The following is a 21,990-nucleotide window of genomic DNA, read 5'->3' as shown; positions in this document are numbered from 1 at the left end:
GCCAGCCACAACCACGCCCGCCCAGGTACGCGCTCGAGTTGCTCTCGCTGCAGCCGTGGCTCTCTCCGCCCTATGGATCGGCGCAGCGTTCGTTCCTGCCATCCTGTGGGCTGCTGTCGTCGGCATTGCCGTCGAGCCGCTGCGGCTGCGTCTACTGCGCCGCTGGCCCGGCAGTGACACGCCTGTCGCTGGGCTGATCACGTTAGCGGTGATCCTGATTGTGGTCGTGCCGCTAGTGATCGCGGTGACTCGGGCGATCGCCGAAGTCGATGCATTACCGCCTGGATCAACGGTGCCCGTGCGCACGGCGTGCCGGTCGCCGCATGGGTGGCCAACCTCCCTGTGGGGTCAACCCAGCTTACCGCTTGGCGGACGAACCACTTGGCGACGCCTCAGGGAGCCGCTGAGCAGATTGCTCACTTCGACATGGGCACCATCATCGAAAAGTCGAAGTCTATCGGGCACAACATCGTCGAACGCGCCGTGGTGTTCGCCTTCACGGTTCTCATGCTCTTCTTCATGATCCGCGACCACGATGCGATTGGAGCGCAACTCACTCGAGCCATTGATCGCGCGTTCGGAGAGGCCGGGCAGCGGATCGGCCGCCAGATCACGCTGTCGGTGCGTGGCACCGTTGACGGAGTCGTTCTCCTCGGCCTCGCCCAAGGCGTGTTCATGGCCACACTCTATGCCTTCGCCGGCGTACCGCACCCGATCCTGCTCGGGCTTTTGTCCGGCGTCGGCGCCATGGTACCGTTCGGATTGATGGCGATCATGGTGATCGCGCTCGGCTTTTTGGTGATCAAGGGCTCGATCTTTGCGGCGATCATCGTGGGTGTCATTGGCGGCACCATGTCGTTCATGGTGGATCACACGGCCAAGCCTGCGCTGATCGGCGGCGCCACCAAGCTTCCATTCGTCTGGGTCCTTATCGGGATCATCGGTGGCGTAGAAACCATCGGCTTGCTCGGCCTGTTCGTCGGCCCAGCTGCGATGGCGGCGCTAGTGCTTATCTGGCGTGAATGGGTTGCGGACGATGCCCTGCTGGGAGGCGCGATGGCGCTTAAACGATGAGCCGAACTAACGAGGACTCAGCCGTGGCCATCGCCATCGCTGCGAGTCTCGATGTGCCACGCCGTGACCTCCAGATCCGCGGCTAGGGCGTCCAACGCGCGCCTGACGGCGATTTGCTCCGGGCCGTCAGCTTGGCCAATAGGTCCCGGCAAACGCGCTCTCATCCTCGCGAGGCGGGCGGCTACCCTTAGCGTCTCGGGGTCCATGTGCCGACGCTATCACGCATCACAGCCGCCGTCGCAAAATCTTACATGATGGTTGCCCGCCCGCTTGAGCTTGCGTCAGCAACAGGCCGATGCCGCTCTCGACGTCAGCAGACCGCCTGTTCCAGGGGCTCCACCCCGCTATGGATCCAGGCATGAGCCTCTTCCTGTGTTGAGACAATCCGCGCGTATGGTTGTGTGAAGAGCCTGCGGATCTGCATGCGTGCCAGTGAACTGCCTGTCACGATCGCTATAGCTGTGGCCTTGGGCATGCTCACCATGTGCTCGCCCATGGCCTTGATCATGTCCTGAGCCTGGATGTTACAAGCGCTGACGTCGACCACCATGCTATAGGGCGCGCGGAGCTTGTTCACGACAAAGGCGCGACGCAGATCGTTGATGTACGTGGTCGTCTCTTCCACGCTCAGCAGGCCTCCAAGCGTGACCTCGACCAGCCCACGGCGTCTATCTACGGCAATACGGTACATTACGTGCTCCTGATCGTCTGTGCTCCCGAAGCAGCTTTGGGCCTTGATCGGCCCTGAACGATCAAGCGCTGCCATCCTCGACGGCTCAGCGACTACAGCTCAAGCCCTAACAGAAGGCTTTCAGGCGCTTCGGTTCGGCATGAGGAAGATGCCGACGAAAGCCTGATAATCATGGAACCAGTCTCTTGCCGAGCGCAGCGCCGCCAAGCGGCAAGTCGCAGGCATATCCAAGTTGATCCACGGCGGAACAGCTTCGCATCGCGACTGTTGCGGCTGGAGGAGAATCGCCATGACCGATCCCAAGAACCCGACCACCCAGACCGACAAGCCGAACCTGTCCACCGAGGATCAGGATGATGGTGACGCGCGCCGCCGAAGTGACACGCTCGACAAGGGGCAGGAAAGCACTCAGGGGCAAGATGCGCCAGTTAGGAAGTCGTCACTAACGTAAACCGTAGCCCCAAGATGATTTGCTGACGAGCGAAGCTGTAGCCGCAAGCGTTACCTCGCCCGGCCTCGTTTGGCGGCCAACATAAGGAGAGAGACCATGGAAATTCTGAAGCTGCCTGAAGGCGAGCGAGCCCCCGACGAAGTCGATTGCATCAGCATCGAGCGCCAGGATGACGGCCGGTACGAGTTGCAGGGATCTGCTTTGATCAACTGCGGAGATGGGGATGAGGTGGAGTCCGTGTCGCTGGTGCAGATGACGACCTACGACACCTACGAAGAAGCGGAAGCTGTGGGCTTAGCATGGGCCGCTGAGCAGTGTGTTGAACAGCTCTACGTCTCCACCGTCGGGTTCGGCACGTCCTCTCCTGAGTAGAGCTCTGCCGATCAAGCCCGCTTTTGGACCCGCTGAGCTAGGAGCCATCAGTTGGATCAAGTGCCGCTGACAGCCTGGCTGCCGCGACTACGGTAGTCTCGCTGCACAAAGCGGTAACTAAGCTCGCTTACTCGAAGAGCCATGGAAAAGTCCTCGCTCGTCAGGCAATTAGACTACCATCAGCAGCGGATCAGCAGCATTCTACGTTGGGCCACTCCGCTCCTCGAGAAGGCAGCTGTCACTCCGGAAGTCGCTGCGGAAATGATGACGCGACGGATGGAGCTTTCCCGCCTGCTGATGGAATATGCGCTGTTCAAACACAGAGATGTTTTTGGGCCTGTGATTGCAGGTGGGGGGGCTGAAAGGAGCGGAGGCAATGCGCCTCAAGCTCGCATGCATCGAGGCAGGCGAAGCGTACCGCGACTATACCAGGGCGGCTGGACCGGCTCGTCCTCTCGCTCAATGGAGCACCTATCGCGTGGCAGCGTCAGCAATGGCCGAGTCAATCCGGGACCACTTGACCCAGGAGCGCTCCGGCATTCGCAAGCTGCTGGGTTACCCAAGCGCGAAGGTTAGGGTTCCAGTCTCGGAAGAAAGTAGCCTGGCAGCAAGCATTCTGGAACACGGCTAATCTTACACGTGTCAGCCGCGGGCGTTAGGCGGCTATGCGACTATAAAGTATACTTCTGACAGGTTGCATCTCTCGCTCTGGCAAAAGCGTACTTGCGGCTATGGACGAGGTCTTGATCGCCTTTGCGAGCTACGGACTGTTCTGGCCGAGGCGCTGCAGCTATTGCTGACTGGCTGCGAACTGCCTGCCGCAGGCGAGATCGACAAGGCACTTGAACACGTGGACTGGGTGATCGCCTCAATGCGACAGAGGCGATTCTCTCAGCTTAACCACCTCGTCGGACCCATGCCCCTCCAGCAGATCGATCGCGTAGGAGATGTGCGCAGCGACGATCGGGCTACCATGTGCGTCCTGTATGCTCAGGGCTTTGCGAAGGAGCGCGAGCGATTGATCCAGATGAGTCCTGCCGTTCTCCGTTTGGCTCCGGTACCACTCCTGCAGAGACGGCGCACTAACCGAGCATACGATCCGCCGTGGGCCGGCGGCGGCTATCTTGCAGCCCCTCCAGCCAGAAAGGACATTCAGCCGCCGGCGATGGTTGAGGAAGGTGGGTCTTACATCCCTCATGTAGGCCCGGCGCTCCGCCGCTTCTGAGTCACTACGGACGGCGGGGCGTCTCTTCAGCCAAAAACCTCGTAGAACTACAGCATTGACCTTAACCGTTATCCGGGCGAAATTGCTCGTACGGCCGAAGTCATTCTGGACGTCCGGGGCTATCCCGCCCGATCAACATACGGACGGGGGCCTCCATCAGATCGGTTTGGCGCCTGGTGTGCCGCACTTGGCGAACTTGCCGTTGGCCGCCTTGCACCGCACAGGCTTGGCAGGTGCCTTTGGCGCGCACTTGGTGAACCGACCCTTTGCATCCTTGCAGGGGGCTGCCAGCGTTGGCGTTGCGCCGGCAAACAGAGCCAGGGAAGCCACCGCGAAGAGCACCTTATGCATGATCTCTCCTCGCCCCCGTTAATCGGGCAAGCAAAGCTGCCCGCAGGCGTAATCCCGGTCAACTGACGAGAGTGTCATCAATCGCAGGCGAAGCCGCAGCGGCCGAGGGTTACGCATCGACCGGTTCATCGGCAGGGCGGTGAAAGTTGATGCTGTCGTAAAGCTCGAGGAGAGCGTTGACCTCGTTAATGACGGCTTTCTGTTCCGTCCGCCAACGCGCACTGGCGTCCGCCGTCGGCACTCCCTTGCGACCATCATGAACTGTGAACCCCTGATCTAGCAGCCACAGTGCATCACGCGCTCGCGCTCGCTGACGCCGAAGATGGTACACCCATTGTTCAACAACGCTGGACGGAACCAGCCTCTCGATCTCACCCATTGCGGCGTAACCCGGCAGGACGATTAGGTTCGAAACAAGCGGAACGCGCCTCCCGCCGAGAGAGACTCGGCTCGAGCGCTGCATCAAGCTGTGCCTTTTCGAGGGGCAGATTGAAGAGCACGCCGATGCGATCGCCACTGGCCCAAACGCTTCGTCCTGCGCGGCGCAATGGGCCACATGTCAGGGTAACCCGGACCCCGGATGCGTTCACCCCACCTCCGTGGATCAGCGCGCCTGACTTAGAGATGTTCAGCACATGGACCCGGCGGCTAGCGCCTCCTGCTCCCAGCACGCACAAGTAGAACATTTTGAATGGAGGCTCACGTGCAGCGGCATGTTGGGGGTTAGGCTTCAATGCTGGTACTCACGCTTGCTGACCGATGAGAAGCGCTCAGTTGCTGTTCAGTTCCCTGACTGCGCCCCACTTGGGCATAAGGCGCTGATGAGGGCTGAGAGCGCTCCGGCGTAGCGAAGACAAACCAGCTTGGCGCTGCCTCTATCAACCGAGAGCGAGGTAAGCGAATTCCTCGGCGCTGATACCATAGGTTTCGCACAGATGTTGGCGGAGAGCGTGCTTGGCCTCGGCCATTTCAACAAAAGCAGCTTCCTCGTGCGCTTCCGCTGACCAGTCCACAACATCGCGGCTGGGCACCAAGGCGCTCCAGGCGATGTTGTGCCTCTCGGCGGTGGCGCGAACGATGGCCACGAGAGCCCTTCCTGTAATGTGACGGTCATCCATGGATGTTCAATGCACCGCTTCCCGAGCTGTTCATCATCTGGCTAGTGGGTTGTCCGATAAGGTTGGCGTGGGTGGCGCGCGCAGCTTGACCTTGCAGCGCATCGCTATCCGCCGCCGCGCCATGTGGCTCCTCGTGCAAGCCTCGTATCGCGAGCCAAGCAGATAATGCGCCGACCAGCAGGATTAGCATGAACAGGCACCTGTCTACGACCTGGAACGCTTGTTGTTTCGGCCCGCTATCGTTCACCTCAGTTTGTGAGGACAGCCCTAACGCGTTTCGCTCCAAAGGCATATGGCGAAATGTTGGTGGTGGAAAGCGCCCCGCCGCGGTGGTCAAATTTCCTGGCGAGGCGCTACCGAACACGTGACGTGAAAGGCCGGCGCTCTATGGACTTGCCCCGCGTAAGTGGAGAGGCGTTTGCTCAGCGTGACGCGGTTCGTTCGAACTGCGCGGGGCTGATGTAGTCGAGCGCGGAGTGGCGCCGGACGGGGTTGTAGAAGCCGTCGATATAGCGGGCAATGGCCTGCGCGGCCTGGTTCCGGGTATAACGGCCCAGCCGATTACGCGGCGGGAGAACAGGTCGATGACCACGGCCAGATAGAGCCATCCCTCCCGCGTCCAGACATACGAGATGTCCACGCCCCATTTCTGGTTGGGCGTCGTCGCTGTAAAATCCTGGTCGATGATGTTCGGCGCGATCGGCCAGCTATGCTCGCTGTCGGTTGTCCGTTTGAATCGACGCTTCTGCCGACCGCGCAGGCCGTTCTCGCGCATCAGTCGCGCCGTGCGACGTCGCCCGATGGCGAAGCCATCATCCTGCAACTCCCGCGTCATGCGGGGACTGCCGTATGTGCCGTTCGATAATGCGAACGCCGAACGGACGTGCGCCAGCATCACCATGTCATCGCGTTGTCGCCGACTGGCTGGCCGGTCCTTCCAGGCAAAATAGCCGCTCTGGCTGACACCGAGCACTTGGCAGAGACGATGTACGGGGAAATCTCTTCTTCGCCTGATCGACGAGCTCGAACCTCATCGACTTCCCTCCCGGGCGAAAAAAGCGGTCGCCCGTTTCAGTATGTCGCGTTCCTGCCGAAGGATCTCGTTCTCCCGCCGAAGGCGCTTCAGCTCGGCAGCCATATCTGCCTGCGGCGCTTCGCCAGGCATCTCCATCAGCCGATCACGCCGGCGCCCGATCCACCGCACCAGCGTCGACAGGCCGACCCCCAGATCTTCCGCAACCTCACGCTGCGTGCGCCCGCTGGTCGCCGCCAGCCGAACCGCCTCGTCCTCGAATTCCTTCGTAAACCGTCGTTGCTTCGTCATCGAGTTCGCCTTTCACCTCAGGAAAACTCTCCACTTTTCTGAAGCAAGTCCAGTCGAGCTATGCTGCTGGAGGAGAGGCTGGCAGAGGCTAAGGCCGCTGGCTCGGTCGACCTCAAGGCTTTAGACATGGTGGTGGCATCGACGCGGGAAGCTCGCCTCAAGTCGGGCGCGCACATCGGCAAGTGGACCCTGCGAGCCATCGAGGCCGACTGGGAGGGCTACCGGCGTGACTCGGCCGGGCTCCGAGCCGCGATGCTGCGTCAGCTTGATTTCGAAGCGCAGAACTTGGATCCATGGCTCCGTCGCAACCTGCCGAGGTAGAACCGCGCAGTAAGGCTTGTGCATTTATACCTAGCGGGTGGTTAACCCCGATTGCGGGGAACCGGCGCGTTTCTGCAAGCATTACAGCAACATGGATGTTGATGAACTGCGGAACGAGGCGCTCATCTGCCTGCACCGCGCCAACCACTGTTCGCCTAGCAACGAGGCGCGTGGGCTCAGGGGGCGTGCCGCTCGGCTGATTGAGGCAGCAAACCTGTACGACACGGCCCGTATGTTTCTTGACGAGCGCTGCACTCTGCGCGCTGCTTAACTCGCCAGCTACGACCGATACCTCGACACCATCTTACGCCAAGTCCGCTGGTCTGGGTCCGGCGGCTGCTTCTAGTCACGCTGCTCGCGGGTGATCTCAGCCCGCGGGCGCACGACGCGGCCGGCGGCCTGGCAGCCCTCGCAGTACAGCCGCCGAAACGCACCCGGCAGACGATCATCCCAGCCCTTGCACTCGTACATCCACCAGCGCCACCGCATCGAACCGGCGCTCACGCTCGCAGGCCGTGCATGTCAGCTTGATGGTACGCCGATGCAAGGCGCAGTGCTGCAGAGTACGCAGCTTCTGGCCGACGTGGGTCAGCTCGTCCCCGGGTGCCACCTTCAGTCGACCACGATGGTGCTGCCGCCGATCGACGCGATCAGATCTCCAGCGCTGATGCTCCATGCCGAGCAAGCGCATCTAGCTCCGCCCGCAACAGACGGTCGCCAGCCGCAATGGTCATCAGCCGCTCCAGTGATCCCCGTGCGTTTCGACAACAGCGCGATTGATGTCGCCTTCTGCCGCAGCCAAGCGTCGAACCAGGGCGTGCTCGAAGCGATGACGTCAGACACAGGGTGATCGGCAGACCACGTGTCCAGCCGCACTGCGACCGCTCGCTCGCCCTTACGGTATGTAAAAGCGCCGCGACGAGAAGCAGCCGCTCCTTAGTGGTGAGCACCCGCGCTGCCTGGTGGGCGGCGCCGATGGCTTGGCGGTAGTGCACCGTCCCGAACCGCTCAGCCTCGTCGAATGTGCACGGCGCCCACTCTTCGGCCGGATAGCAGGCGTCGTAGATCGCGCGCGCAGCCGCACGCAGCCGGAGATCATGCTCCATGCTCAAACTCCATCCATGTCGAGGCACCATCAGCGGCGCATCGCCAAGTAGAACGAAGGGTGAACCATTCGCGAGGCCGTTGAGCCACTGGTGGCCTTGGGTGACTGGCTGCTCTTCCTGGAACATCCATCGCCGGCAGCCGCTTGGACAGGCAGGCACGAGGAGAGATGCGATGGACGATACCCGCCTGTGGAGCTTTGAGCAGAGCCTGTGGACCGAGGGTGCGGAGAACTACAGCGAGAAGGTGGATCAAGAGGTGGTGATGGTGCTGCCCAAGCCGCCGTTCGTGTTCACGGGGGAAGCGGCGATTGACGCAGTGGCTGATACCCCGGTGTGGGGCAGCGCCGAGTTAAGCGAGCGCCAGGTATCCCGTACCCAGGAGGGACTGATCGCAATCGCCTACAAGGTGCATGCCCAGCGCGGCGACGAAGCTTATGAGGCGCACTGCACCTCGGTGATCCGTCGGCTCGAGCACGAGGTGTGGCGAGTTGTTCAGCATCAGCAAACGCCCACGCTCCCGAAGACGGTAGAAGCTTAACGTTGGCGACTGCGACGGGCAGATCAATCGCCTGCCGCATCCCACCTTTCCTACCGATGCTGGCCGGTCCACGGTCGCCCGATGATAATTGCCGATGTGGTCGCAGCCACCCCGACCACCGTCTTCTCCTGCACTGTCACCCTCGTCTACGACGGTGACGGCCCGCTATGGTGCTCCAACGGCATCAAGGTGCGCGTGGCTGGCATCCAGGCGCCGGACTTCACCAGCGCCGAGCCATGCCGGCGACCTGATGTGCGGCGGGTGAACTATACCTGCGACGACCAGGCGGCAGCGCGCAGTCAGCAGATCGTTGAGCAGTTGGTGCTCAACCGGACGTTGAGCTGCCAAGCCATGGGCAAGAGCTACAAGCGGGTGGTTGCGCGATGCACTTTGCCGGATGGACGTTCATTGTCTTGCGCCGCCGTCGCGGGGGGCGCAGCCGTGCGGTGGGACCGGTACTGGCGGCAGTATGGGATGGGTGACTGCCGCTAAACGCGCGTAGGCAGGCTGCCTAGGCTGCCAGTCCCCACCCCTCAGGTCGCCATCCAATGGCGGCGCGGTGCTCCTGCAGAGCACGACGCTCGTCACCTGAGGCAATAACCGCCTTTAGTTCTTCAGGCGCGATCGGCTCGTCGAAGGCGCAGGCCAACCTCATACCTCGACCGCGAACAATGCTGACTGTCCGCTCGCCAATGCTTGGCAATGACACTCTCGCCGCTTCGCCGATCTCAACTGGTACTGCCGCGACCATGCTGAAGCCGGTTGTGGAAACCTCATCGATCAGCACTGCCACTACCGGCTGACCTTCGACCTTGGCCGCCGTCGAAACATCGATTTCCTGACGCTCAGAAGCTCGCCGCTCGAACCGGATCTCAACCAAATGCTTCACGATGATTCCTCGAGTTTGCTGCGCCGCACAAGCTCGATCAGCACTCTTATGCGCAGGCGCTCAGGATTCAGGACGAAGTCGTAGCGACTATCCGCTCCGAACGTTCGATCGATGCCGCCGGGGATATGGCGCCCGCGCATCGCACGGCAGTTGCCGATCGCCGACGCGATCGCGACGCTGCGGGAGGCACTGGACCGCTAGGAGGCCGCCCGCGCCTATGTCACCCAGGCGGGAAACGATGGCCGCCTTCCTAGCTTCGCTTGTCCGGGCATGTTCAGCAACAATGGACGCCTCGACGATGTCGAGCGCCGCGCACGTGAGTATACCCGGTGAACTGGCGCGCAGGCATTCAAGGTTACGCTGCACGTTGGGACGTAGTGACCATCCCGCTAAGCCGTCCACATGCCCCCCACCTGTCCCGACCTGCCCGTTTTGAGCGCGGATGCTTCGTGTACAATCCTGCGCGGGTCGCGATCCGGTTCATGCATCGGCAGGCTCAGGCAGTCGGCATCGGGGACCGCCTTGCGCTGGAAATGTGGGAGGACGATCAGCGTCTCGCTTTCACCTTTCGACCACCGGAATCCGCCTTCAGCGTCGTGTGCGGCATTGCGGACGGCCGGTATGCACAATGTTCGGTCGGGTGACGTTAAAGTCGAGCTTGATCGAAGCAGACGGCGCAGCTGGCGTTGAAGCCATATCATCCGCGGTTGTGAATGAGATCAGCATCTGCCCTCGCGGCGCATGTCCTGGGGCCATCTGCTGGCCCATCGGAAATGGATTAGCGAGCCTCCCAGCCGCCGCACGGGCGCTGCTTCCTGGATGGGAACGCGGCCGCACCCAGCGAAAGACAAGATCATACGCTTAGCTTCGCGGCCGAGCACTGACTACGCGGCCTGTCAGGACAGAAGCAATATGGATGGTCGTTGCCGACGCGGCGAGCGCCTGCGCTCCGACGTGCCGCATGGACACTGGAAGACCACCACCTTCGTCGCCGGCCTGCGCCGCACCGGTATGGTCGCGCCGATGGTGCTCGACGGCCCAATCAACCGCGATGCCTTCGTCGCCTATGTCCGCCAGGTGCTCGTGCCCGACCTGTCACCCGGCGACATCGTCATCATGGACAATCTGTCGAGCCACAAGGCTCCCGCCGCTCGCGAGGCCATCGAAGCGGCAGGTGCCAAGCTGCTCTTCCTCCCGCCCTACAGCCCCGACTTCAACCCGATCGAACAGGCATTCTCGAAGCTGAAGGCGCACCTGCGCAAAGCGGCCGAGCGAACCATCCACGGCCTGTGGGACGCCATCGGGCGCATCCTCGATCTCTACTCGCCACAGGAATGCGCCAACTACTTCGTCAACGCGGGCTACGATGCAGACTGATGGGAAACCGCTCTAGTGGTTAAACGACAGGCGTCTTCTGGCGCTGAGATCACGAGAACGGACCTTCCGGGTCGAGGATTAGGCTCCGACAGACCCAAGCTCAATGGATCAGGATGGTGTACGAACAGAACGCACGATCCCGCCCGATTGTTTTCGCATCGGCGTCAAACGGCTGGAGTGAGTTTGCAGGGGGTGATCGGTGCACCGGAGCTACATGGCGGCGCCGATCACCAGCTGGCGCGTTCGGCGGATCCTGGATTTATACGACAATACATGTGGCAGCGGGCTGATCATTCCTTAGCTGATCGGCCGTAGTCGAGTGCCTTTAACTCCAACCTCAAAGCACCCACGGTCCATCGTCTGTGACGTCGTTTCTAATACCGGCCAGAGCGCCAGTATACGCGCGGCTTGGCTTGTTAGGGGCAGGCCCATCACTGCTGGCAGTGGGAAGAAGCCGACGAGATTGGAACGCAAGAACAGGTCGCGAGACGGCTTCTTCGATGCGATTCGGCGATCCCCAGACAGGACGCACCAGCCACCTTCACGGCCCAATGCCTCGATCCAAGCCTCGTCTGGTAGGCCGCCGGTGCCGAACTTGTCCCTGATGTGCAGCACCTCGTGCATACCGTCGAACAATGCCCCAAGGCCTCGACCGAGACGCGGTGGCAGATTGTTGTCGATCAGCAGCTTCACGCGGCTTTGCGCATTTCCAGCATCTGCTCATAGGCGAGAGCATCGCGTATCAGGCGGGGCTTCAGCTCGTAGAGCGTAGCGACCTTGGCGATCGATCCTTCGGCCTGGACGGCTTCGGCAACGCGCGCCGTCGTCATGCCGTGTTCGGCAACGATCGGTTGACCGAACGCGCGATCAGGGTCCGCTACGATCGTCTTTTTGCCGTGCAACAGCCACCAGCGCTCGGCGCCGTCAGGGCCGAAGTCGAGGTCGGCCAAGCTGGGTGCTACAACCCGGTTGAAGACGCCTTGGCTGCGGCGCAGATCAATCAGCTGCGGTTCGTCCAAGCCACGCGTGATTTTCAGGAAGATCGTTTTACCGTCAGTCTTGAACTGCGACGTCGAAAACGGCCGATCCTGGCCCACGATGTCGCGGGCCCGTTCCATGCAAACGCGGATGGTCGGCAGCCCGATCTTCTTCGCACGTAGCGCATTTACGATGCGCGCCTCCACCAAGTCGCGGAAGCCCAGCAGCACGCCGTCGTCCTCGATCGAGGCGTACTGCGGGCGCCACAGCGGATCCTCGTGCTTAGCGTGATGGTCATAGCCGAGCAGCCAGCGCCGGAGCGTGGCGGCGCGCATGCCGACCATCCGTGCCGCCTCAGGGGCGGTGTAGATGCCGACGCCGAAGGCTGCCTCGTTCATGGCGGATGCTATAACCGCATTGTCTTACCGGATTACAGCTACATTCTAAGCTGCGGACGCCGACTAGCCGAGCGCATTCCGGACATTTGGTGCCGCTCGCACTGGAGGAAGGGGCGAGCGCTCACGATCAAGACGTCCTCGGCTGGCGATTTGGCCGCTCATTCAACCTATTCGGCATGAGGGATTGTAACAGCATGATCCCTTGCGGCTCATGGCCAAACCGAATGACACCGGCTTGCATCGCGTCCGATCGTGCTCTGTCGCATCATCTCCCAAAAATGGAGCGAAGATCGTTCCATCGGCGGCTGGCTGCATCAAGTGGCTGAGCGCAACTCTACTCGTACCCCATCCGTAGAAGACGGCGCCGCATCCGGCTTGCCGATCTTGGCACGGCCATCGGACATCTGGAGCCGTTCGGTAAAGTAGAACATGCCCAGCAAGGTGGTGATGAAGACATGACTTACCCACAGGTTGTATGTCCCGACGAACAGCCACTTCACGACGGGCCTGACGTCGGTAGCGAGGTGCTTTGAAAGGCCCGGGGCAACTACGATCGCCACCACCGAGATCGCGACCAGACAAAAGGACGAGGTCGAGAGATAGCCAAACATGTACGCCAGGAAGCGCTTGCGGCTAAGCGGGGCGCCTTCGCCTTTCAGATGTGGCGGCTCGCGCCCGCCCACTGGCTCCTTCAGCATAGGAAGGGTTGCTGTGGTGATGAGGGTTAGCGCGGCAACGAAGAAGCCACCCAAGACCGTGAGCAGGTTCTGAAGGCTCCCGACATATCCGTCCTTGGTGAAGGTGCCGGCGGGGTGCGACCACCAGATGAGCGCCGTCAGACCACCGCCCAAGGCGATCGGAGCCACCACATCAATGGTCAACTTCGAGCGGTGTCGGATCGCCAGATAGCGAAAGGGCTTAAGCAGCATCATCACGCGGGTCCGATCTGCGCCAGGTCGCGCATCCTAGCTCAACAAACCCTTCATCGCATCCACTAGTTCATTGCTGAGATCGTCGCACAGATCGCTCAGCGGTTCGGCGAGCTGGACGAACTCCTTCCTAGCGTAGAGCGTCTCGCCAATGTCCTCCTGCGCCAAGTTGATCTTGGCTCGCTCGGCTTCCTGCGGGGGCCGCGGTCCCATAGGTCCCTCCTCAATCGCCGGCACCCAGCGCACGTACATCTCCTCAAAGTCGTTGGCCCGCGCCCAAGGCTTGATCGCTTCCAGCACATCCTCCAGCCGTTGCCCGGGTGGGATCTGCACCTTCAAGGACATCTCTCGTCTCTGGACCTTGACCGGCTCCGGCGCATCGAAGCCTCGCTCAATCGCCTTTGCGTCGATGAGCTTCAGTTCCTTCAGCGTTCCCTGTGTGATGCCCTGACGCAGGCGGTCGCCGGCGACGGCGCTCATGTCGATCTTCGGCGCTGCCGCCACATCGTCGCCATCGATGTTCTCGACGGTGATCTCCTTGTCCCTGAAAACCTCGCGCATCTCTCGCTGCAGTTCGGCGCGCACGCGAGTTTTACCGAGGCGGTCCGCGTTCTCCAGCAACACCCGGAAGATGGCCCCGCCGTAAACACGTGGCTCGAGGTCAACTAGGACGTGCGCGGAGATAGCGCGACCTTCGCCGGCCTGCTTGGCAAAGCGGCGAACCTCGCGAGTGTGAAGGTGCATATTCGCGGGATCCGCTGCGTCGGGATCTACGAAGACAAACAGCAAGGCCAGCGCCTCGGCACCATTGGCCTTTTTCACGATGCGGGCTCGCGTTATACCGATCAGGTAGCGTTCCGCCTCGATAAGCCGGACGCAGAGATCCGCGTCCACGCGCTCTTTCAGAAAACGAGCCAAGTCCCCCATTGCAGGTAGCTTGCCGGGCGGAGACGTGGCGAGGTTTAGATCGAAGAAGACAACCTGTCGCGTTTTCTGGTTCTGCATGCCACCCCCGATAGATGACGGAAGGATTCCGCTTTTTCGCCGGCAAGTCCAGCAAGAGTGCTGGCCTTCGCCCAGCGCGGCGGGGCGAGCCTATACAACCGAAGCTGTAACGGAAATGATAAAACCCGAGCAGGTTGTGCTTACGTGAGGCCGGCGATTGCCAGCGTCGGGCCCGCGTCTTTCAGCTAAGATCATCCCAGCTGGTATCTCGCTTGGCCGCCGTGCCAGCTTTATAGACGACGATCCGACCGCCTGTCTCGATCTCCGCCCACCCGATCTTCAGTCTTCTAGCCCTCGCGCCCTTCACCGCCCGGGCAACATCGGCTTGCGTGAAAGGCACTCTCTTGGCTGTTGGCTGCGAAGGTACAACCAATGAGAGAGCCAGATACCGGACGATGGCATCATGAACCAGGACGTCGATGCGGTCGCGCAGCTCATCCATGCTCACAGGGATGTTGGCAGCATCATCACTCAAATTCGGCATCCCACTCGTTGACCCCCGGCTCGACCTCACGTCCAGCGACATAGACGACGAGCGCGCCGTTCGGGTCGATTTCGAAGCGCTCGACCTTCATCCCTGCCTTCAATGCGCCGCGGACTGCCCGTGTCAGATCAGCCTCCCGAAACAGCGCCTTGGCGGTAAATCGGAAGCGATGGCAGACAGGGCGAAATCAGCGATGCCGATGATGCCCCACTCTGCCGCATCCCATTGCACCGCGACCAGCCAGCCCGCGTCGCTTGTTCCGTCCGGGGAGTGCGGATCAGCTCCAGCAAAAGCGACGATGGGGCCGACTACAGTCGCGTCTCCATAGTGACGACTGCGGACATGATCGCCGACCTTGAACGGCGGGACTGGACCTGATCGCACGGGCGCATGTTACCGCCACTCCTGCATGAAGGTGCCGAGGATCCTGCGCATCGCCTCTGGCCTCGTCGGCTGCGGATCCTGCTGCTTTATCCACGCATCCAGTGCATCGATCTGATCAGGCTGGAGGCGAACCATCACGGGTGTGCCAACGCCCGTCTTCGGCCGTCCCCCGAGGTTTTTGGTATCAGCGGTTGACCGTGGCATAGGTTATTGATACCACAATTGCGAACCGGTGCAAGGCGTAGGACCCCTGCACCGGCTCTGACCCATCGCAGGAGGCTTATTCCATGCAACAGGCTACGTGCGCCCATAGCGGCGCCGATACCGGCACGTCACCGGGCAAATCGACCAATCTTTCCACCTTCCTCGCCTCGCGGCGCAGCGTTCTCACCGGAGCCGTTGCTGCGGCAGGCGTGGCGATCGCGCCAACTGCGATCGCAAGCGCGGCTACGAGCACAGGAGCTTGGGATGCCGCGATGCGCGATCTGCTTCAAGCCGAGCACGATGTAGCCGTGACCGCTGCTCGCTACCGGGCAGCGAGAGCGGCGATGCGCGCAACTGCACCGGACGAAGGGCAAGTGGATTGGCAAGGGCTGGAAGGGGTAATCGACAGTTCCGCCAACCTTCGGCACATCGACACCGCGCAGGTCCGTCACGCCACCCTGCGCCATATCGAAGCGGGTTGTTGGAGGTATGATCCCGAGCACCCCCAGCGTCGGCTTGCGGCGCTGGACCAGGTGGAAGCCTACCGAGACGCAGACGCCGAAAACAAGCGACGCCACGCGGCTATCTATGAGCCCGCTGTTGAAGCCGATGAAGCAGCCGTCGACCGACTCGATCAATGCGAAAATCGCCTGATCGCAATGCCGGCGCCTCATCGCGAGGCTTTGCCGTGGAAGATCGAGCGACTGATTAATGACGACGGCGATGACTGCACTGCCACCTGGGCGATCGACTACGTGGAACCGATGCTGAGGGATGCTCGACGCCTTCTGAACGGCAACGCGTCACCCGAGACATCTGCACTGATTCGCCGTGAGGGGGCAAACTCGTGACCATGCTGTCCGAAGACGACCTCACCGCGCTCCCTCGGTTCGGCACAGGCGGCGAGTGCGAACGCTTGGCCGAGAAAGAGGCGGTGCGGAATGCGGATCGACGACACATTGACGGCAATCCTAAACAAGCGCATATGGTCCATACTGATTTGCATAAGGACCACAAACCTATGTGGCAAATACCAGACGACATTCCGTTGTTCACGATGGCGACGGTCGCCAAGGCGGCCGAAGTCGCACCAGCCACCATGCGAGCGTGGTTCCAGCGAGGGCATGTCCGCCTCAACGACGGCGACACCGAGCGACACATCAACGGCGCTCCCAACAAGTTCACCGCGCGAAGCGTGCTCATGCTGGCGCTCACGGCGGAACTCGTCCGCCAGGGGGCATCGCCTGCAATCGCTTCGCGGGCAGCCGACCACTGGATGAGGGATGGCGTTGCGGAGGGCCAACAGGGAGCGCCCGCTCTACGGCGGAGCGGCGGCCTCTTCCCCGCTCCGTACATGACCTATCTCGTCATGGGAGCGGAGGTCGAGCCGGAGAGTTCGCGAGAGCCGGTCTGCCGGATCGCGGGGATCGATCCGCAAGCGTCCGATGCCCACTCAACCCTGTTTGGCGCTCTTTTCTTCCGAGGTCGCGCGAGCGCTAAAATCGTCCTGCTGAACCTCATCGATCGCAGAGTGCGGCAGGTCTGCCACGAAGCGATCCTTGGCGACGGTGCACCACCTGAGCCCGATTGGGAGGCAGTGGCCACAAAGATGCTTACGCCGGAGTAGTATGATGGCCAAGCGCGCAGCTCTCTTCACCAAAGATGATGTGAAACGCCTCATCAGCGGCGCCCTCGCCTCTGGCCTAGAGGTCGGAGAGGTGCGCGTGCTACGTGACGGCAGCATCGTGCTTCATCCGAGTTCGTCGCGCCCAGCGATCCTCGATGACGACATTGACGACAAGCTAGACGCGTTTGCTCGGAAATGACGGGCAAGATCCTCTACGTCACGCCCTTTGTTGATCGCCACGGCAAGCGCCGATGGCGCTTCCGCCGCAAGGGCTATCCTCATCACTCGTTCAAGTCGCCGCACGGAACGAAGGCCTTCGAGCGGGAATATGCTGCCTGCCTCAACGCCGATCCGGAGCCAGTGGTTCTTCGCGCGGCTATCCCTGGCAGTGTCGGGGACGTCATCGCGCGCTACTACAGCGACAATGCGTTCCTCGATCTGAAGCCCGCGACCCAGACGGTCTACAGGGGGGTCCTGGAACGGTTCCGGACTGACTTTGCGCACGTCTCGATCAAGGCATTTGATGCCGACCGGATCCAGCGGTTGATGACGGCTATGCGGCACAAGCCCCATGCAGCAGCTCGCCTCCGCAAGCTACTCGCCCAGCTGCTGCGGGTGGCACGGCGTGGAAAGCTTGTTCCGGCTGGGTTCGACCCGATCAGTGACACGCGCCCGCCGAAGACGTCGGGGGGCGGGTACCATCGCTGGACCGAGGAAGAACTGACCGCCTTCGAGAACCACTACCCCCTAGGGACCAAGCCACGCCTTGCCTTCGACCTACTGCTCTATGGTGCGCAGCGCAGTGGTGACGTGAGGCTTATGACCCATGAGATGATCGCAGACGGCCGCATCCGTCTCGATCAAAGGAAGACGAGCAACGCGGTGGACATTCCCGTGGTCGAGTTACTGCAGGCTTCGCTCGATGCCGGACCGCTTGGCAAGACTACCCTCCTCGAAACGAAAGACGGGGATCCGTTCACGGAAAAAGGCTTCTACGGAATGATGAAAAAAGCCTGCCGTGCTGCGGGCGTTCCGCACTGCTCGCCGCATGGGCTTCGCAAGGCTGCCGCCAGGCGATGCCGCGAGGCCGGCTGCACCGACGAAGAGGGTATGGCAATCACGGGTCACAAGACGGTGAAGGAGTACCGACATTATGCCGGATCAGACGCAAGACCGGAGGTCGCCGACGCCGCAATGAAGAAGGTCATGGCTAACCGCTCTGATCGGTTAGCCGGCGGAACGAACCAACTTACTGGAAAGACTGCGGAATGACCGCCCATCCTGGATGCCCCGTGAGGATTCGAACCTCAATTAACGGAGTCAGAGTCCGTAGTCTTACCTTTAGACGACGGGGCAACAGGAGGCGCGCATCTAGGCGGGGCGTCGGGGGCTGTCAACCGGGCTTTGCCGCTTCCCTTGCCGTTGGGCTGGTGGCGCGCTACCTAGGGGACAAGCACCGAGCGGGAATTTCTCGCGGCGGCAGAACAGAATAGAAAGAACACGGCTATGGGGGATCGTTCTGCCCGCACGCCGTACCGGCAGGGGAGCCCTGCCCGTCCGGCGCCCTTGCGGCCCCAGCGTGGCCGCTGGTCCGATGCGCAGGCCTTTGCCGCGCTGGATCTTGGCACCAACAATTGCCGGCTGCTGATCGCGCGGCCGCGGGGCGATGGCTTTGCGGTGATCGATGCCTTTTCGCGGATCGTGCGACTCGGCGAAGGCCTCGCTGCGACCGGCCAGCTCAGCGATGCCGCAATCGAGCGCACCATCGCGGCACTCCGGGTCTGCGCGGACAAGCTCAAGCGCCGCAACGTCACCCTCGCCCGCTCGGTCGCCACCGAGGCGTGCCGCCGTGCCGGCAATGGCGCCGCGTTCATCGCCCGCGCCTATGAGGAGACCGGCATCCACCTCGACATCATCTCGGCCGAGGAAGAGGCACGGCTAGCGGTGCTCGGCTGCCACGCGCTGATCGAGCCGGGCGACGATCCGGCGCTGGTGTTCGACATCGGCGGCGGCTCGACCGAATTGGTGCTGATCGACACGCCGCGCGACGCGATGCCGCGGGTGCTCGACTGGCATTCGGCGCCATGGGGTGTGGTGTCGCTGACCGAGAGCGCCGGCGGTGGCGAAAGCCCGGAGGAGCGGCTCGCCTCCTATGCACGGATGCGCTCGATGGTGGCGGACAGCTTCGCCGACTTCGCCAGCCGCCTGCCCAAGAAGGTGCGGCGGCCGCGGCTGCTCGGCACCAGCGGCACGGTGACGACGCTCGGCAGCGTCCACCTGGGGCTCAGCCATTACGACCGTGCTCAGGTCGACGGGCTGATCGTGCCGGCCAGGGCGATGCGTCAGATCAGCACCGACCTCTCCTCCATGTCGATCCGCGAGCGCGCGCAGCTCGCCTGTATCGGCACCGAGCGCGCCGACCTGGTGGTCGCCGGCTGTGCGATCCTCGAGACGATTCTCGACCTGTGGCCCGCCGAGCGGCTGGGCATCGCCGATCGCGGCATCCGCGAGGGCATCTTGCGACGATTGATGGGAAGTGCGCGGCCATGAACGGGACGATGATATGAGCCGGGACGGTGGCGGCCTGCGGACGCGGGTGAAGACGGCGCGGGGGCGCACCGCACAATCGACCCGCTGGCTGGAGCGCCAGCTCAACGACCCCTATGTCCGCCGCGCGCGGGCGGAGGGCTATCGCAGCCGCGCCGCCTACAAATTGATCGAGCTCGACGAGCGCTTTGCGCTGATCCGCGGCGCCAAGCGCGTGGTCGACCTCGGCATCGCGCCGGGGGGGTGGAGCCAGGTGATCAAGCGCCGGCTGCCCAAGGCCGCCGTGGTCGGCATCGACCTGCTGCCCGTCGACCCGATCGACGGCGTCACCATCTTCCAGATGGACTTCATGGACGATGCCGCGCCGGCCAAGCTGATCGAGGCACTAGGCGGCGCGCCCGACCTCGTCCTCTCCGACATGGCCGCCAACACCGTTGGCCATCCGCAGACCGACGCGCTGCGCACCATGGCGCTGGTCGAGACCGCGCTCGCCTTTGCCTGCGACGTGCTCGAACCAGGCGGGACCTTCGTCTCCAAGGTGTTCGCCGGGGGGGCCGATTCGCAGCTGGTTGCCGAGATGAAGCGCAACTTCACGACGGTGAAGCACGCCAAGCCGCCATCGAGCCGCAAGGGATCGGTGGAGTGGTTCGTGGTCGCGCAAGGGTTCAAGGGGCGGCGCGACGAGCCCGCCTAACTTCACTAACGTCACGCATATCGCCACACGCAAAAAGGGCCGCGGCATTGCTGCCACGGCCCTTTTAAGTACCAGATTACAATGGCTTAGCCGTCGTAATCGGCGCCCAGGTTCTGGTTGCGCGGCGGCGCCGCGGCGGTGAGGCGGAGCGCCTCGGCCGAGGCGGACAGCGAGCCGACGGCATCGGCCTCGTCCTCGTCGTCCTGCTGGACCTTTTGCAGACTGTTGATGACCGATTCCTCGAGCTGATCGGGACGGACCAGCTCGTCGGCGATCTCGCGCAGCGCAACGACCGGGTTCTTGTCACGATCGCGATCGAGCAGGAGTTCGGCACCGCCGGAAATCTGGCGGGCGCGCTGCGCCGCGAACAGCACCAGATCGAAGCGGTTGGAGACCTTGTCGACGCAATCCTCGACGGTGACGCGCGCCATGGACGCTTTCCTTCGCAAATACCGATGAAATGAAGTCGCGACGGTTAGGCGCTCGGCGCGGCCAAGTCAAGGAAGCGGCAGGCAGGTCGATACGGCCTTGTTGCGCGCGCCGGTTGCGGCCATCACCCCCGCGTGCCCGAGCCCGCCTCCCAGCCCAGCTTCACCGTCGCCGACAACCGGCTGACCCTGCTCGACACCGGGCCGCGGCGGTTGCAGGCGCTGCTCGACCTGATTGCGGACGCCCGCCATTCGCTGCGCATCCTCTATTACATCTATGCCGACGACGAGACCGGGCGGAAGGTCAACGATGCGCTGACCGCGGCGGCGCAGCGCGGGGTGACGGTGGCGGTGATCGTCGACGGCTTCGGCAGCGACGTCGACGAACACTTTTTCTCGCCACTGCAGGCGGCCGGCGGCTCGGTATGCCGCTTCTCGCCACGGGTGGGGCGACGCTACCTGCTGCGCAACCACCAGAAGCTCGCGCTCGCCGACGCGGACGAGAACCCACGGATCATCGTCGGCGGGTTCAACGTCGAGGACGATTATTTCGGCACGGTCGCCGAGCAGGCGTGGCGCGACCTTGGGCTGCTGGTGGAAGGATCCCAAGCGGCCAAGCTCGCCGGCTATTTCGACGCGCTGCACGAATGGGTGCGCCAGCCCGGCGGCAAGCTGCGCCACCTCAACAAGGCGCTGTCGCGGTGGAGCGAGCGCGAGGGGCCGATGCGCTGGCTGATCGGCGGGCCGACCCGGCGATTGTCGCCCTGGGCGCGCGCGGTGCGCGCCGACATGCGCCACGCGGCCAAGATCGACGTAATCGCGGCCTATTTCACGCCATCGCCGACAATGCTGCGGCGGCTCGACCGGGCCGGGCGGCGCCAGGCCGCGGTGCGGATCGTCACCGCCGCCAAATCCGACAACAACGCCACCATCGCCGCGGCGCGCTTCACCTACGCCGGCCTGCTGCGCAAGGGCGTGGCGCTGTTCGAATATCAGCCGACCAAGCTCCACACCAAGCTCTACGTGATCGACGATGCGGTGCACATCGGCTCGGCAAACCTCGACATGCGCAGCCTGTTCATCAACCTAGAGCTGATGCTGCGGATCGAGGACGCGGCCTTCGCCACCCACGTCCGCAGCTATGTCGATGGCGAGATCGCCCGCTCGGAGCCGATCACCCGCGCCTGGTACAAGGCGCATATCGGCCCATGGCAGCGGGTGCGCCAGTTCTTCGCCTATCTGCTGATCGCGGTGGTCGACCCCAGTGTGTCGCGCGGGTTGAACTTCGGCATCGACGACTAGCCGCCGGGGAGCATCGTGACGGGTTATTACGCGGCTTAACGTGGCTCGGGTTCGCATTGGCCGCCCCGTCCACCCGGGCCGCGTAAGATGATTTCGGCATTGTCTCGTCGCGTTCGTTCGGTACGCCGCTCCCCTGCGCATCACCCCAGCGAGAGCTGGGGTCGTTGGCGGCT

29 protein-coding genes, 1 tRNA gene and 2 pseudogenes are annotated in these 21,990 nt (G+C 62.8%); 16 read left to right on the top strand and 16 right to left on the bottom strand.

Features of this window, described 5'->3' with window-relative positions; genetic code table 11:
* Both OXR60_RS17085 and OXR60_RS17080 read left to right on the top strand, forming a co-directional pair.
* The coding region (locus tag OXR60_RS17085) for a hypothetical protein (protein ID WP_267397159.1) at positions 1-197 on the top strand (197 nt) is incomplete at its 5' end.
* A 184-nt stretch (positions 198-381) separates the two neighbouring features.
* Positions 382-1,074 carry an AI-2E family transporter gene (locus tag OXR60_RS17080; RefSeq protein WP_267397158.1) on the top strand — a complete coding sequence of 231 codons (693 nt, stop codon included), beginning with the start codon at positions 382-384 and terminating at the stop codon, positions 1,072-1,074.
* 310 nt (positions 1,075-1,384) lie between these two features.
* Here the strand turns inward: OXR60_RS17080 and OXR60_RS17075 are convergent, their stop codons facing one another.
* Complete coding sequence (locus OXR60_RS17075) at positions 1,385-1,765, bottom strand: STAS/SEC14 domain-containing protein (protein ID WP_267397157.1); 381 nt, start codon at positions 1,763-1,765, stop codon at positions 1,385-1,387.
* A 120-nt stretch (positions 1,766-1,885) separates the two neighbouring features.
* Positions 1,886-2,056 (bottom strand): hypothetical protein, encoded by a 171-nt coding sequence (locus tag OXR60_RS17070; RefSeq protein ID WP_267397156.1) that lies wholly within the window; start codon positions 2,054-2,056, stop codon positions 1,886-1,888.
* On the opposite strand from OXR60_RS17070, the gene OXR60_RS17065 reads away from it, so the two are divergent.
* The 3 genes from OXR60_RS17065 (at position 2,055) to OXR60_RS17055 (ending at position 3,219) form a co-directional block, all read left to right on the top strand.
* On the top strand, positions 2,055-2,216 hold the full coding sequence (locus OXR60_RS17065) for a hypothetical protein (RefSeq protein ID WP_267397155.1): 162 nt from the start codon (positions 2,055-2,057) through the stop codon (positions 2,214-2,216). The genes OXR60_RS17070 and OXR60_RS17065 overlap by 2 nt on opposite strands.
* A 96-nt stretch (positions 2,217-2,312) precedes the next feature.
* A complete protein-coding gene (locus OXR60_RS17060) occupies positions 2,313-2,588 on the top strand; it encodes a hypothetical protein (RefSeq protein WP_267397154.1) in 276 nt (91 codons plus the stop codon).
* A gap of 376 nt (positions 2,589-2,964) precedes the next feature.
* On the top strand, positions 2,965-3,219 hold the full coding sequence (locus OXR60_RS17055) for a hypothetical protein (protein WP_267397153.1): 255 nt from the start codon (positions 2,965-2,967) through the stop codon (positions 3,217-3,219).
* Between the two features lie 750 nt (positions 3,220-3,969).
* On the opposite strand, the gene OXR60_RS17050 is transcribed toward OXR60_RS17055, so the two are convergent.
* The 5 genes and pseudogenes from OXR60_RS17050 to OXR60_RS17030 all read right to left on the bottom strand — a co-directional run bounded on the left by OXR60_RS17050 (position 3,970) and on the right by OXR60_RS17030 (position 6,606).
* Positions 3,970-4,164, bottom strand: coding sequence for a hypothetical protein (locus OXR60_RS17050; RefSeq protein WP_267397152.1), 195 nt, complete (start codon positions 4,162-4,164; stop codon positions 3,970-3,972).
* A gap of 109 nt (positions 4,165-4,273) precedes the next feature.
* On the bottom strand, positions 4,274-4,543 hold the full coding sequence (locus OXR60_RS17045; protein ID WP_267397151.1) for a hypothetical protein: 270 nt from the start codon (positions 4,541-4,543) through the stop codon (positions 4,274-4,276).
* Positions 4,544-5,042: 499 nt separating this feature from the next.
* Positions 5,043-5,249: a hypothetical protein gene (locus OXR60_RS17040; RefSeq protein ID WP_267397150.1), complete on the bottom strand. Its 207-nt coding sequence runs from the start codon at positions 5,247-5,249 to the stop codon at positions 5,043-5,045.
* Between the two features lie 25 nt (positions 5,250-5,274).
* Positions 5,275-5,472 (bottom strand): hypothetical protein, encoded by a 198-nt coding sequence (locus OXR60_RS17035; RefSeq protein ID WP_267397149.1) that lies wholly within the window; start codon positions 5,470-5,472, stop codon positions 5,275-5,277.
* 232 nt (positions 5,473-5,704) lie between these two features.
* Positions 5,705-6,606: pseudogene (locus OXR60_RS17030) on the bottom strand (IS3 family transposase).
* Between the two features lie 60 nt (positions 6,607-6,666).
* On the opposite strand from OXR60_RS17030, the gene OXR60_RS17025 reads away from it, so the two are divergent.
* A complete protein-coding gene (locus OXR60_RS17025; RefSeq protein ID WP_267397148.1) occupies positions 6,667-6,927 on the top strand; it encodes a hypothetical protein in 261 nt (86 codons plus the stop codon).
* A 650-nt stretch (positions 6,928-7,577) separates the two neighbouring features.
* On the opposite strand, the gene OXR60_RS17020 is transcribed toward OXR60_RS17025, so the two are convergent.
* Complete coding sequence (locus OXR60_RS17020) at positions 7,578-8,159, bottom strand: hypothetical protein (RefSeq protein WP_267397162.1); 582 nt, start codon at positions 8,157-8,159, stop codon at positions 7,578-7,580.
* Between the two features lie 46 nt (positions 8,160-8,205).
* Here OXR60_RS17020 and OXR60_RS17015 point away from each other — a divergent pair, with 46 nt between their 5' ends.
* Both OXR60_RS17015 and OXR60_RS17010 read left to right on the top strand, forming a co-directional pair.
* Complete coding sequence (locus tag OXR60_RS17015) at positions 8,206-8,571, top strand: DUF4440 domain-containing protein (RefSeq protein ID WP_267397147.1); 366 nt, start codon at positions 8,206-8,208, stop codon at positions 8,569-8,571.
* An 81-nt stretch (positions 8,572-8,652) separates the two neighbouring features.
* The gene (locus OXR60_RS17010; RefSeq protein WP_267397146.1) at positions 8,653-9,063 is read left to right on the top strand and encodes a hypothetical protein; all 411 of its coding nucleotides are present in this window, start codon (positions 8,653-8,655) and stop codon (positions 9,061-9,063) included.
* Positions 9,064-9,082: 19 nt separating this feature from the next.
* Here OXR60_RS17010 and OXR60_RS17005 read toward each other — a convergent pair whose 3' ends face one another.
* A complete protein-coding gene (locus OXR60_RS17005; protein ID WP_267397144.1) occupies positions 9,083-9,460 on the bottom strand; it encodes a hypothetical protein in 378 nt (125 codons plus the stop codon).
* A gap of 906 nt (positions 9,461-10,366) precedes the next feature.
* On the opposite strand from OXR60_RS17005, the pseudogene OXR60_RS17000 reads away from it, so the two are divergent.
* A pseudogene (locus OXR60_RS17000) lies at positions 10,367-10,837 on the top strand (IS630 family transposase); the annotation flags it as partial.
* A gap of 297 nt (positions 10,838-11,134) precedes the next feature.
* Here the strand turns inward: OXR60_RS17000 and OXR60_RS16995 are convergent.
* From OXR60_RS16995 to OXR60_RS16975, 5 genes are all read right to left on the bottom strand, one after another.
* Positions 11,135-11,530 carry a hypothetical protein gene (locus OXR60_RS16995; protein WP_267397143.1) on the bottom strand — a complete coding sequence of 132 codons (396 nt, stop codon included), beginning with the start codon at positions 11,528-11,530 and terminating at the stop codon, positions 11,135-11,137.
* Positions 11,527-12,213: a DUF433 domain-containing protein gene (locus OXR60_RS16990; protein WP_267397142.1), complete on the bottom strand. Its 687-nt coding sequence runs from the start codon at positions 12,211-12,213 to the stop codon at positions 11,527-11,529. The genes OXR60_RS16995 and OXR60_RS16990 overlap by 4 nt, the downstream gene beginning before the upstream one ends.
* A 314-nt stretch (positions 12,214-12,527) precedes the next feature.
* Complete coding sequence (locus OXR60_RS16985; RefSeq protein WP_267397141.1) at positions 12,528-13,148, bottom strand: hypothetical protein; 621 nt, start codon at positions 13,146-13,148, stop codon at positions 12,528-12,530.
* A 30-nt stretch (positions 13,149-13,178) separates the two neighbouring features.
* Positions 13,179-14,147 (bottom strand): hypothetical protein, encoded by a 969-nt coding sequence (locus OXR60_RS16980; protein WP_267397140.1) that lies wholly within the window; start codon positions 14,145-14,147, stop codon positions 13,179-13,181.
* Positions 14,148-14,328: 181 nt separating this feature from the next.
* Positions 14,329-14,589 (bottom strand): hypothetical protein, encoded by a 261-nt coding sequence (locus OXR60_RS16975; protein WP_267397139.1) that lies wholly within the window; start codon positions 14,587-14,589, stop codon positions 14,329-14,331.
* Positions 14,590-15,302: 713 nt separating this feature from the next.
* Here OXR60_RS16975 and OXR60_RS16970 point away from each other — a divergent pair.
* The 4 genes from OXR60_RS16970 to OXR60_RS16955 are packed head-to-tail and all read left to right on the top strand — an operon-like array spanning position 15,303 to position 18,118.
* Positions 15,303-16,070: a hypothetical protein gene (locus OXR60_RS16970; protein WP_267397138.1), complete on the top strand. Its 768-nt coding sequence runs from the start codon at positions 15,303-15,305 to the stop codon at positions 16,068-16,070.
* Complete coding sequence (locus OXR60_RS16965) at positions 16,067-16,846, top strand: hypothetical protein (RefSeq protein ID WP_267397137.1); 780 nt, start codon at positions 16,067-16,069, stop codon at positions 16,844-16,846. Before OXR60_RS16970 ends, OXR60_RS16965 begins: the two co-directional genes overlap by 4 nt.
* A 4-nt stretch (positions 16,847-16,850) precedes the next feature.
* On the top strand, positions 16,851-17,045 hold the full coding sequence (locus tag OXR60_RS16960) for a hypothetical protein (RefSeq protein ID WP_267397136.1): 195 nt from the start codon (positions 16,851-16,853) through the stop codon (positions 17,043-17,045).
* Positions 17,042-18,118, top strand: coding sequence for a tyrosine-type recombinase/integrase (locus tag OXR60_RS16955; protein ID WP_267397135.1), 1,077 nt, complete (start codon positions 17,042-17,044; stop codon positions 18,116-18,118). The genes OXR60_RS16960 and OXR60_RS16955 overlap by 4 nt, the downstream gene beginning before the upstream one ends.
* A gap of 10 nt (positions 18,119-18,128) precedes the next feature.
* On the opposite strand, the gene OXR60_RS16950 is transcribed toward OXR60_RS16955, so the two are convergent.
* Positions 18,129-18,202 (bottom strand) — tRNA-Gln (locus OXR60_RS16950).
* A gap of 150 nt (positions 18,203-18,352) precedes the next feature.
* On the opposite strand from OXR60_RS16950, the gene OXR60_RS16945 reads away from it, so the two are divergent.
* Together OXR60_RS16945 and OXR60_RS16940 are read left to right on the top strand one after the other, a co-directional pair.
* Positions 18,353-19,396, top strand: coding sequence for a Ppx/GppA phosphatase family protein (locus OXR60_RS16945; protein WP_267397134.1), 1,044 nt, complete (start codon positions 18,353-18,355; stop codon positions 19,394-19,396).
* A gap of 13 nt (positions 19,397-19,409) precedes the next feature.
* Entirely contained in the window at positions 19,410-20,087 is a 678-nt protein-coding gene (locus OXR60_RS16940) for an RlmE family RNA methyltransferase (RefSeq protein ID WP_267397133.1), read from the top strand.
* Positions 20,088-20,173: 86 nt separating this feature from the next.
* On the opposite strand, the gene rpoZ is transcribed toward OXR60_RS16940, so the two are convergent.
* Entirely contained in the window at positions 20,174-20,518 is a 345-nt protein-coding gene (rpoZ, locus tag OXR60_RS16935; protein WP_267397132.1) for a DNA-directed RNA polymerase subunit omega, read from the bottom strand.
* A 132-nt stretch (positions 20,519-20,650) separates the two neighbouring features.
* Between rpoZ and OXR60_RS16930 the strand changes: the two genes are divergently transcribed.
* The gene (locus OXR60_RS16930) at positions 20,651-21,817 is read left to right on the top strand and encodes a phosphatidylserine/phosphatidylglycerophosphate/cardiolipin synthase family protein (protein ID WP_267397131.1); all 1,167 of its coding nucleotides are present in this window, start codon (positions 20,651-20,653) and stop codon (positions 21,815-21,817) included.
* Positions 21,818-21,990: the final 173 nt, after the last annotated feature.

Source organism: Sphingomonas sp. GC_Shp_5, assembly GCF_026540855.1.
Taxonomy (GTDB): Bacteria; Pseudomonadota; Alphaproteobacteria; order Sphingomonadales; family Sphingomonadaceae; genus Sphingomonas.
The sequence above is the reverse complement of the archived record's forward strand: the minus strand, read 5'-3'. Positions and strand labels throughout refer to the sequence as shown.

Coding starts and splice junctions, on each gene's coding strand:
- OXR60_RS17075 (WP_267397157.1), bottom strand. CDS start 1,765: ATGTACCGTATTGCCGTAGATAGACGCCGTGGGCTGGTCGAGGTCACG.
- OXR60_RS17065 (WP_267397155.1), top strand. CDS start 2,055: ATGACCGATCCCAAGAACCCGACCACCCAGACCGACAAGCCGAACCTG.
- OXR60_RS17070 (WP_267397156.1), bottom strand. CDS start 2,056: ATGGCGATTCTCCTCCAGCCGCAACAGTCGCGATGCGAAGCTGTTCCG.
- OXR60_RS17060 (WP_267397154.1), top strand. CDS start 2,313: ATGGAAATTCTGAAGCTGCCTGAAGGCGAGCGAGCCCCCGACGAAGTC.
- OXR60_RS17055 (WP_267397153.1), top strand. CDS start 2,965: ATGCGCCTCAAGCTCGCATGCATCGAGGCAGGCGAAGCGTACCGCGAC.
- OXR60_RS17050 (WP_267397152.1), bottom strand. CDS start 4,164: ATGCATAAGGTGCTCTTCGCGGTGGCTTCCCTGGCTCTGTTTGCCGGC.
- OXR60_RS17045 (WP_267397151.1), bottom strand. CDS start 4,543: ATGGGTGAGATCGAGAGGCTGGTTCCGTCCAGCGTTGTTGAACAATGG.
- OXR60_RS17035 (WP_267397149.1), bottom strand. CDS start 5,472: ATGCTAATCCTGCTGGTCGGCGCATTATCTGCTTGGCTCGCGATACGA.
- OXR60_RS17025 (WP_267397148.1), top strand. CDS start 6,667: ATGCTGCTGGAGGAGAGGCTGGCAGAGGCTAAGGCCGCTGGCTCGGTC.
- OXR60_RS17020 (WP_267397162.1), bottom strand. CDS start 8,159: ATGTTCCAGGAAGAGCAGCCAGTCACCCAAGGCCACCAGTGGCTCAAC.
- OXR60_RS17015 (WP_267397147.1), top strand. CDS start 8,206: ATGGACGATACCCGCCTGTGGAGCTTTGAGCAGAGCCTGTGGACCGAG.
- OXR60_RS17010 (WP_267397146.1), top strand. CDS start 8,653: ATGATAATTGCCGATGTGGTCGCAGCCACCCCGACCACCGTCTTCTCC.
- OXR60_RS16990 (WP_267397142.1), bottom strand. CDS start 12,213: ATGAACGAGGCAGCCTTCGGCGTCGGCATCTACACCGCCCCTGAGGCG.
- OXR60_RS16980 (WP_267397140.1), bottom strand. CDS start 14,147: ATGCAGAACCAGAAAACGCGACAGGTTGTCTTCTTCGATCTAAACCTC.
- OXR60_RS16975 (WP_267397139.1), bottom strand. CDS start 14,589: ATGGATGAGCTGCGCGACCGCATCGACGTCCTGGTTCATGATGCCATC.
- OXR60_RS16970 (WP_267397138.1), top strand. CDS start 15,303: ATGCAACAGGCTACGTGCGCCCATAGCGGCGCCGATACCGGCACGTCA.
- OXR60_RS16960 (WP_267397136.1), top strand. CDS start 16,851: ATGGCCAAGCGCGCAGCTCTCTTCACCAAAGATGATGTGAAACGCCTC.
- OXR60_RS16955 (WP_267397135.1), top strand. CDS start 17,042: ATGACGGGCAAGATCCTCTACGTCACGCCCTTTGTTGATCGCCACGGC.
- OXR60_RS16945 (WP_267397134.1), top strand. CDS start 18,353: ATGGGGGATCGTTCTGCCCGCACGCCGTACCGGCAGGGGAGCCCTGCC.
- OXR60_RS16940 (WP_267397133.1), top strand. CDS start 19,410: ATGAGCCGGGACGGTGGCGGCCTGCGGACGCGGGTGAAGACGGCGCGG.
- rpoZ (WP_267397132.1), bottom strand. CDS start 20,518: ATGGCGCGCGTCACCGTCGAGGATTGCGTCGACAAGGTCTCCAACCGC.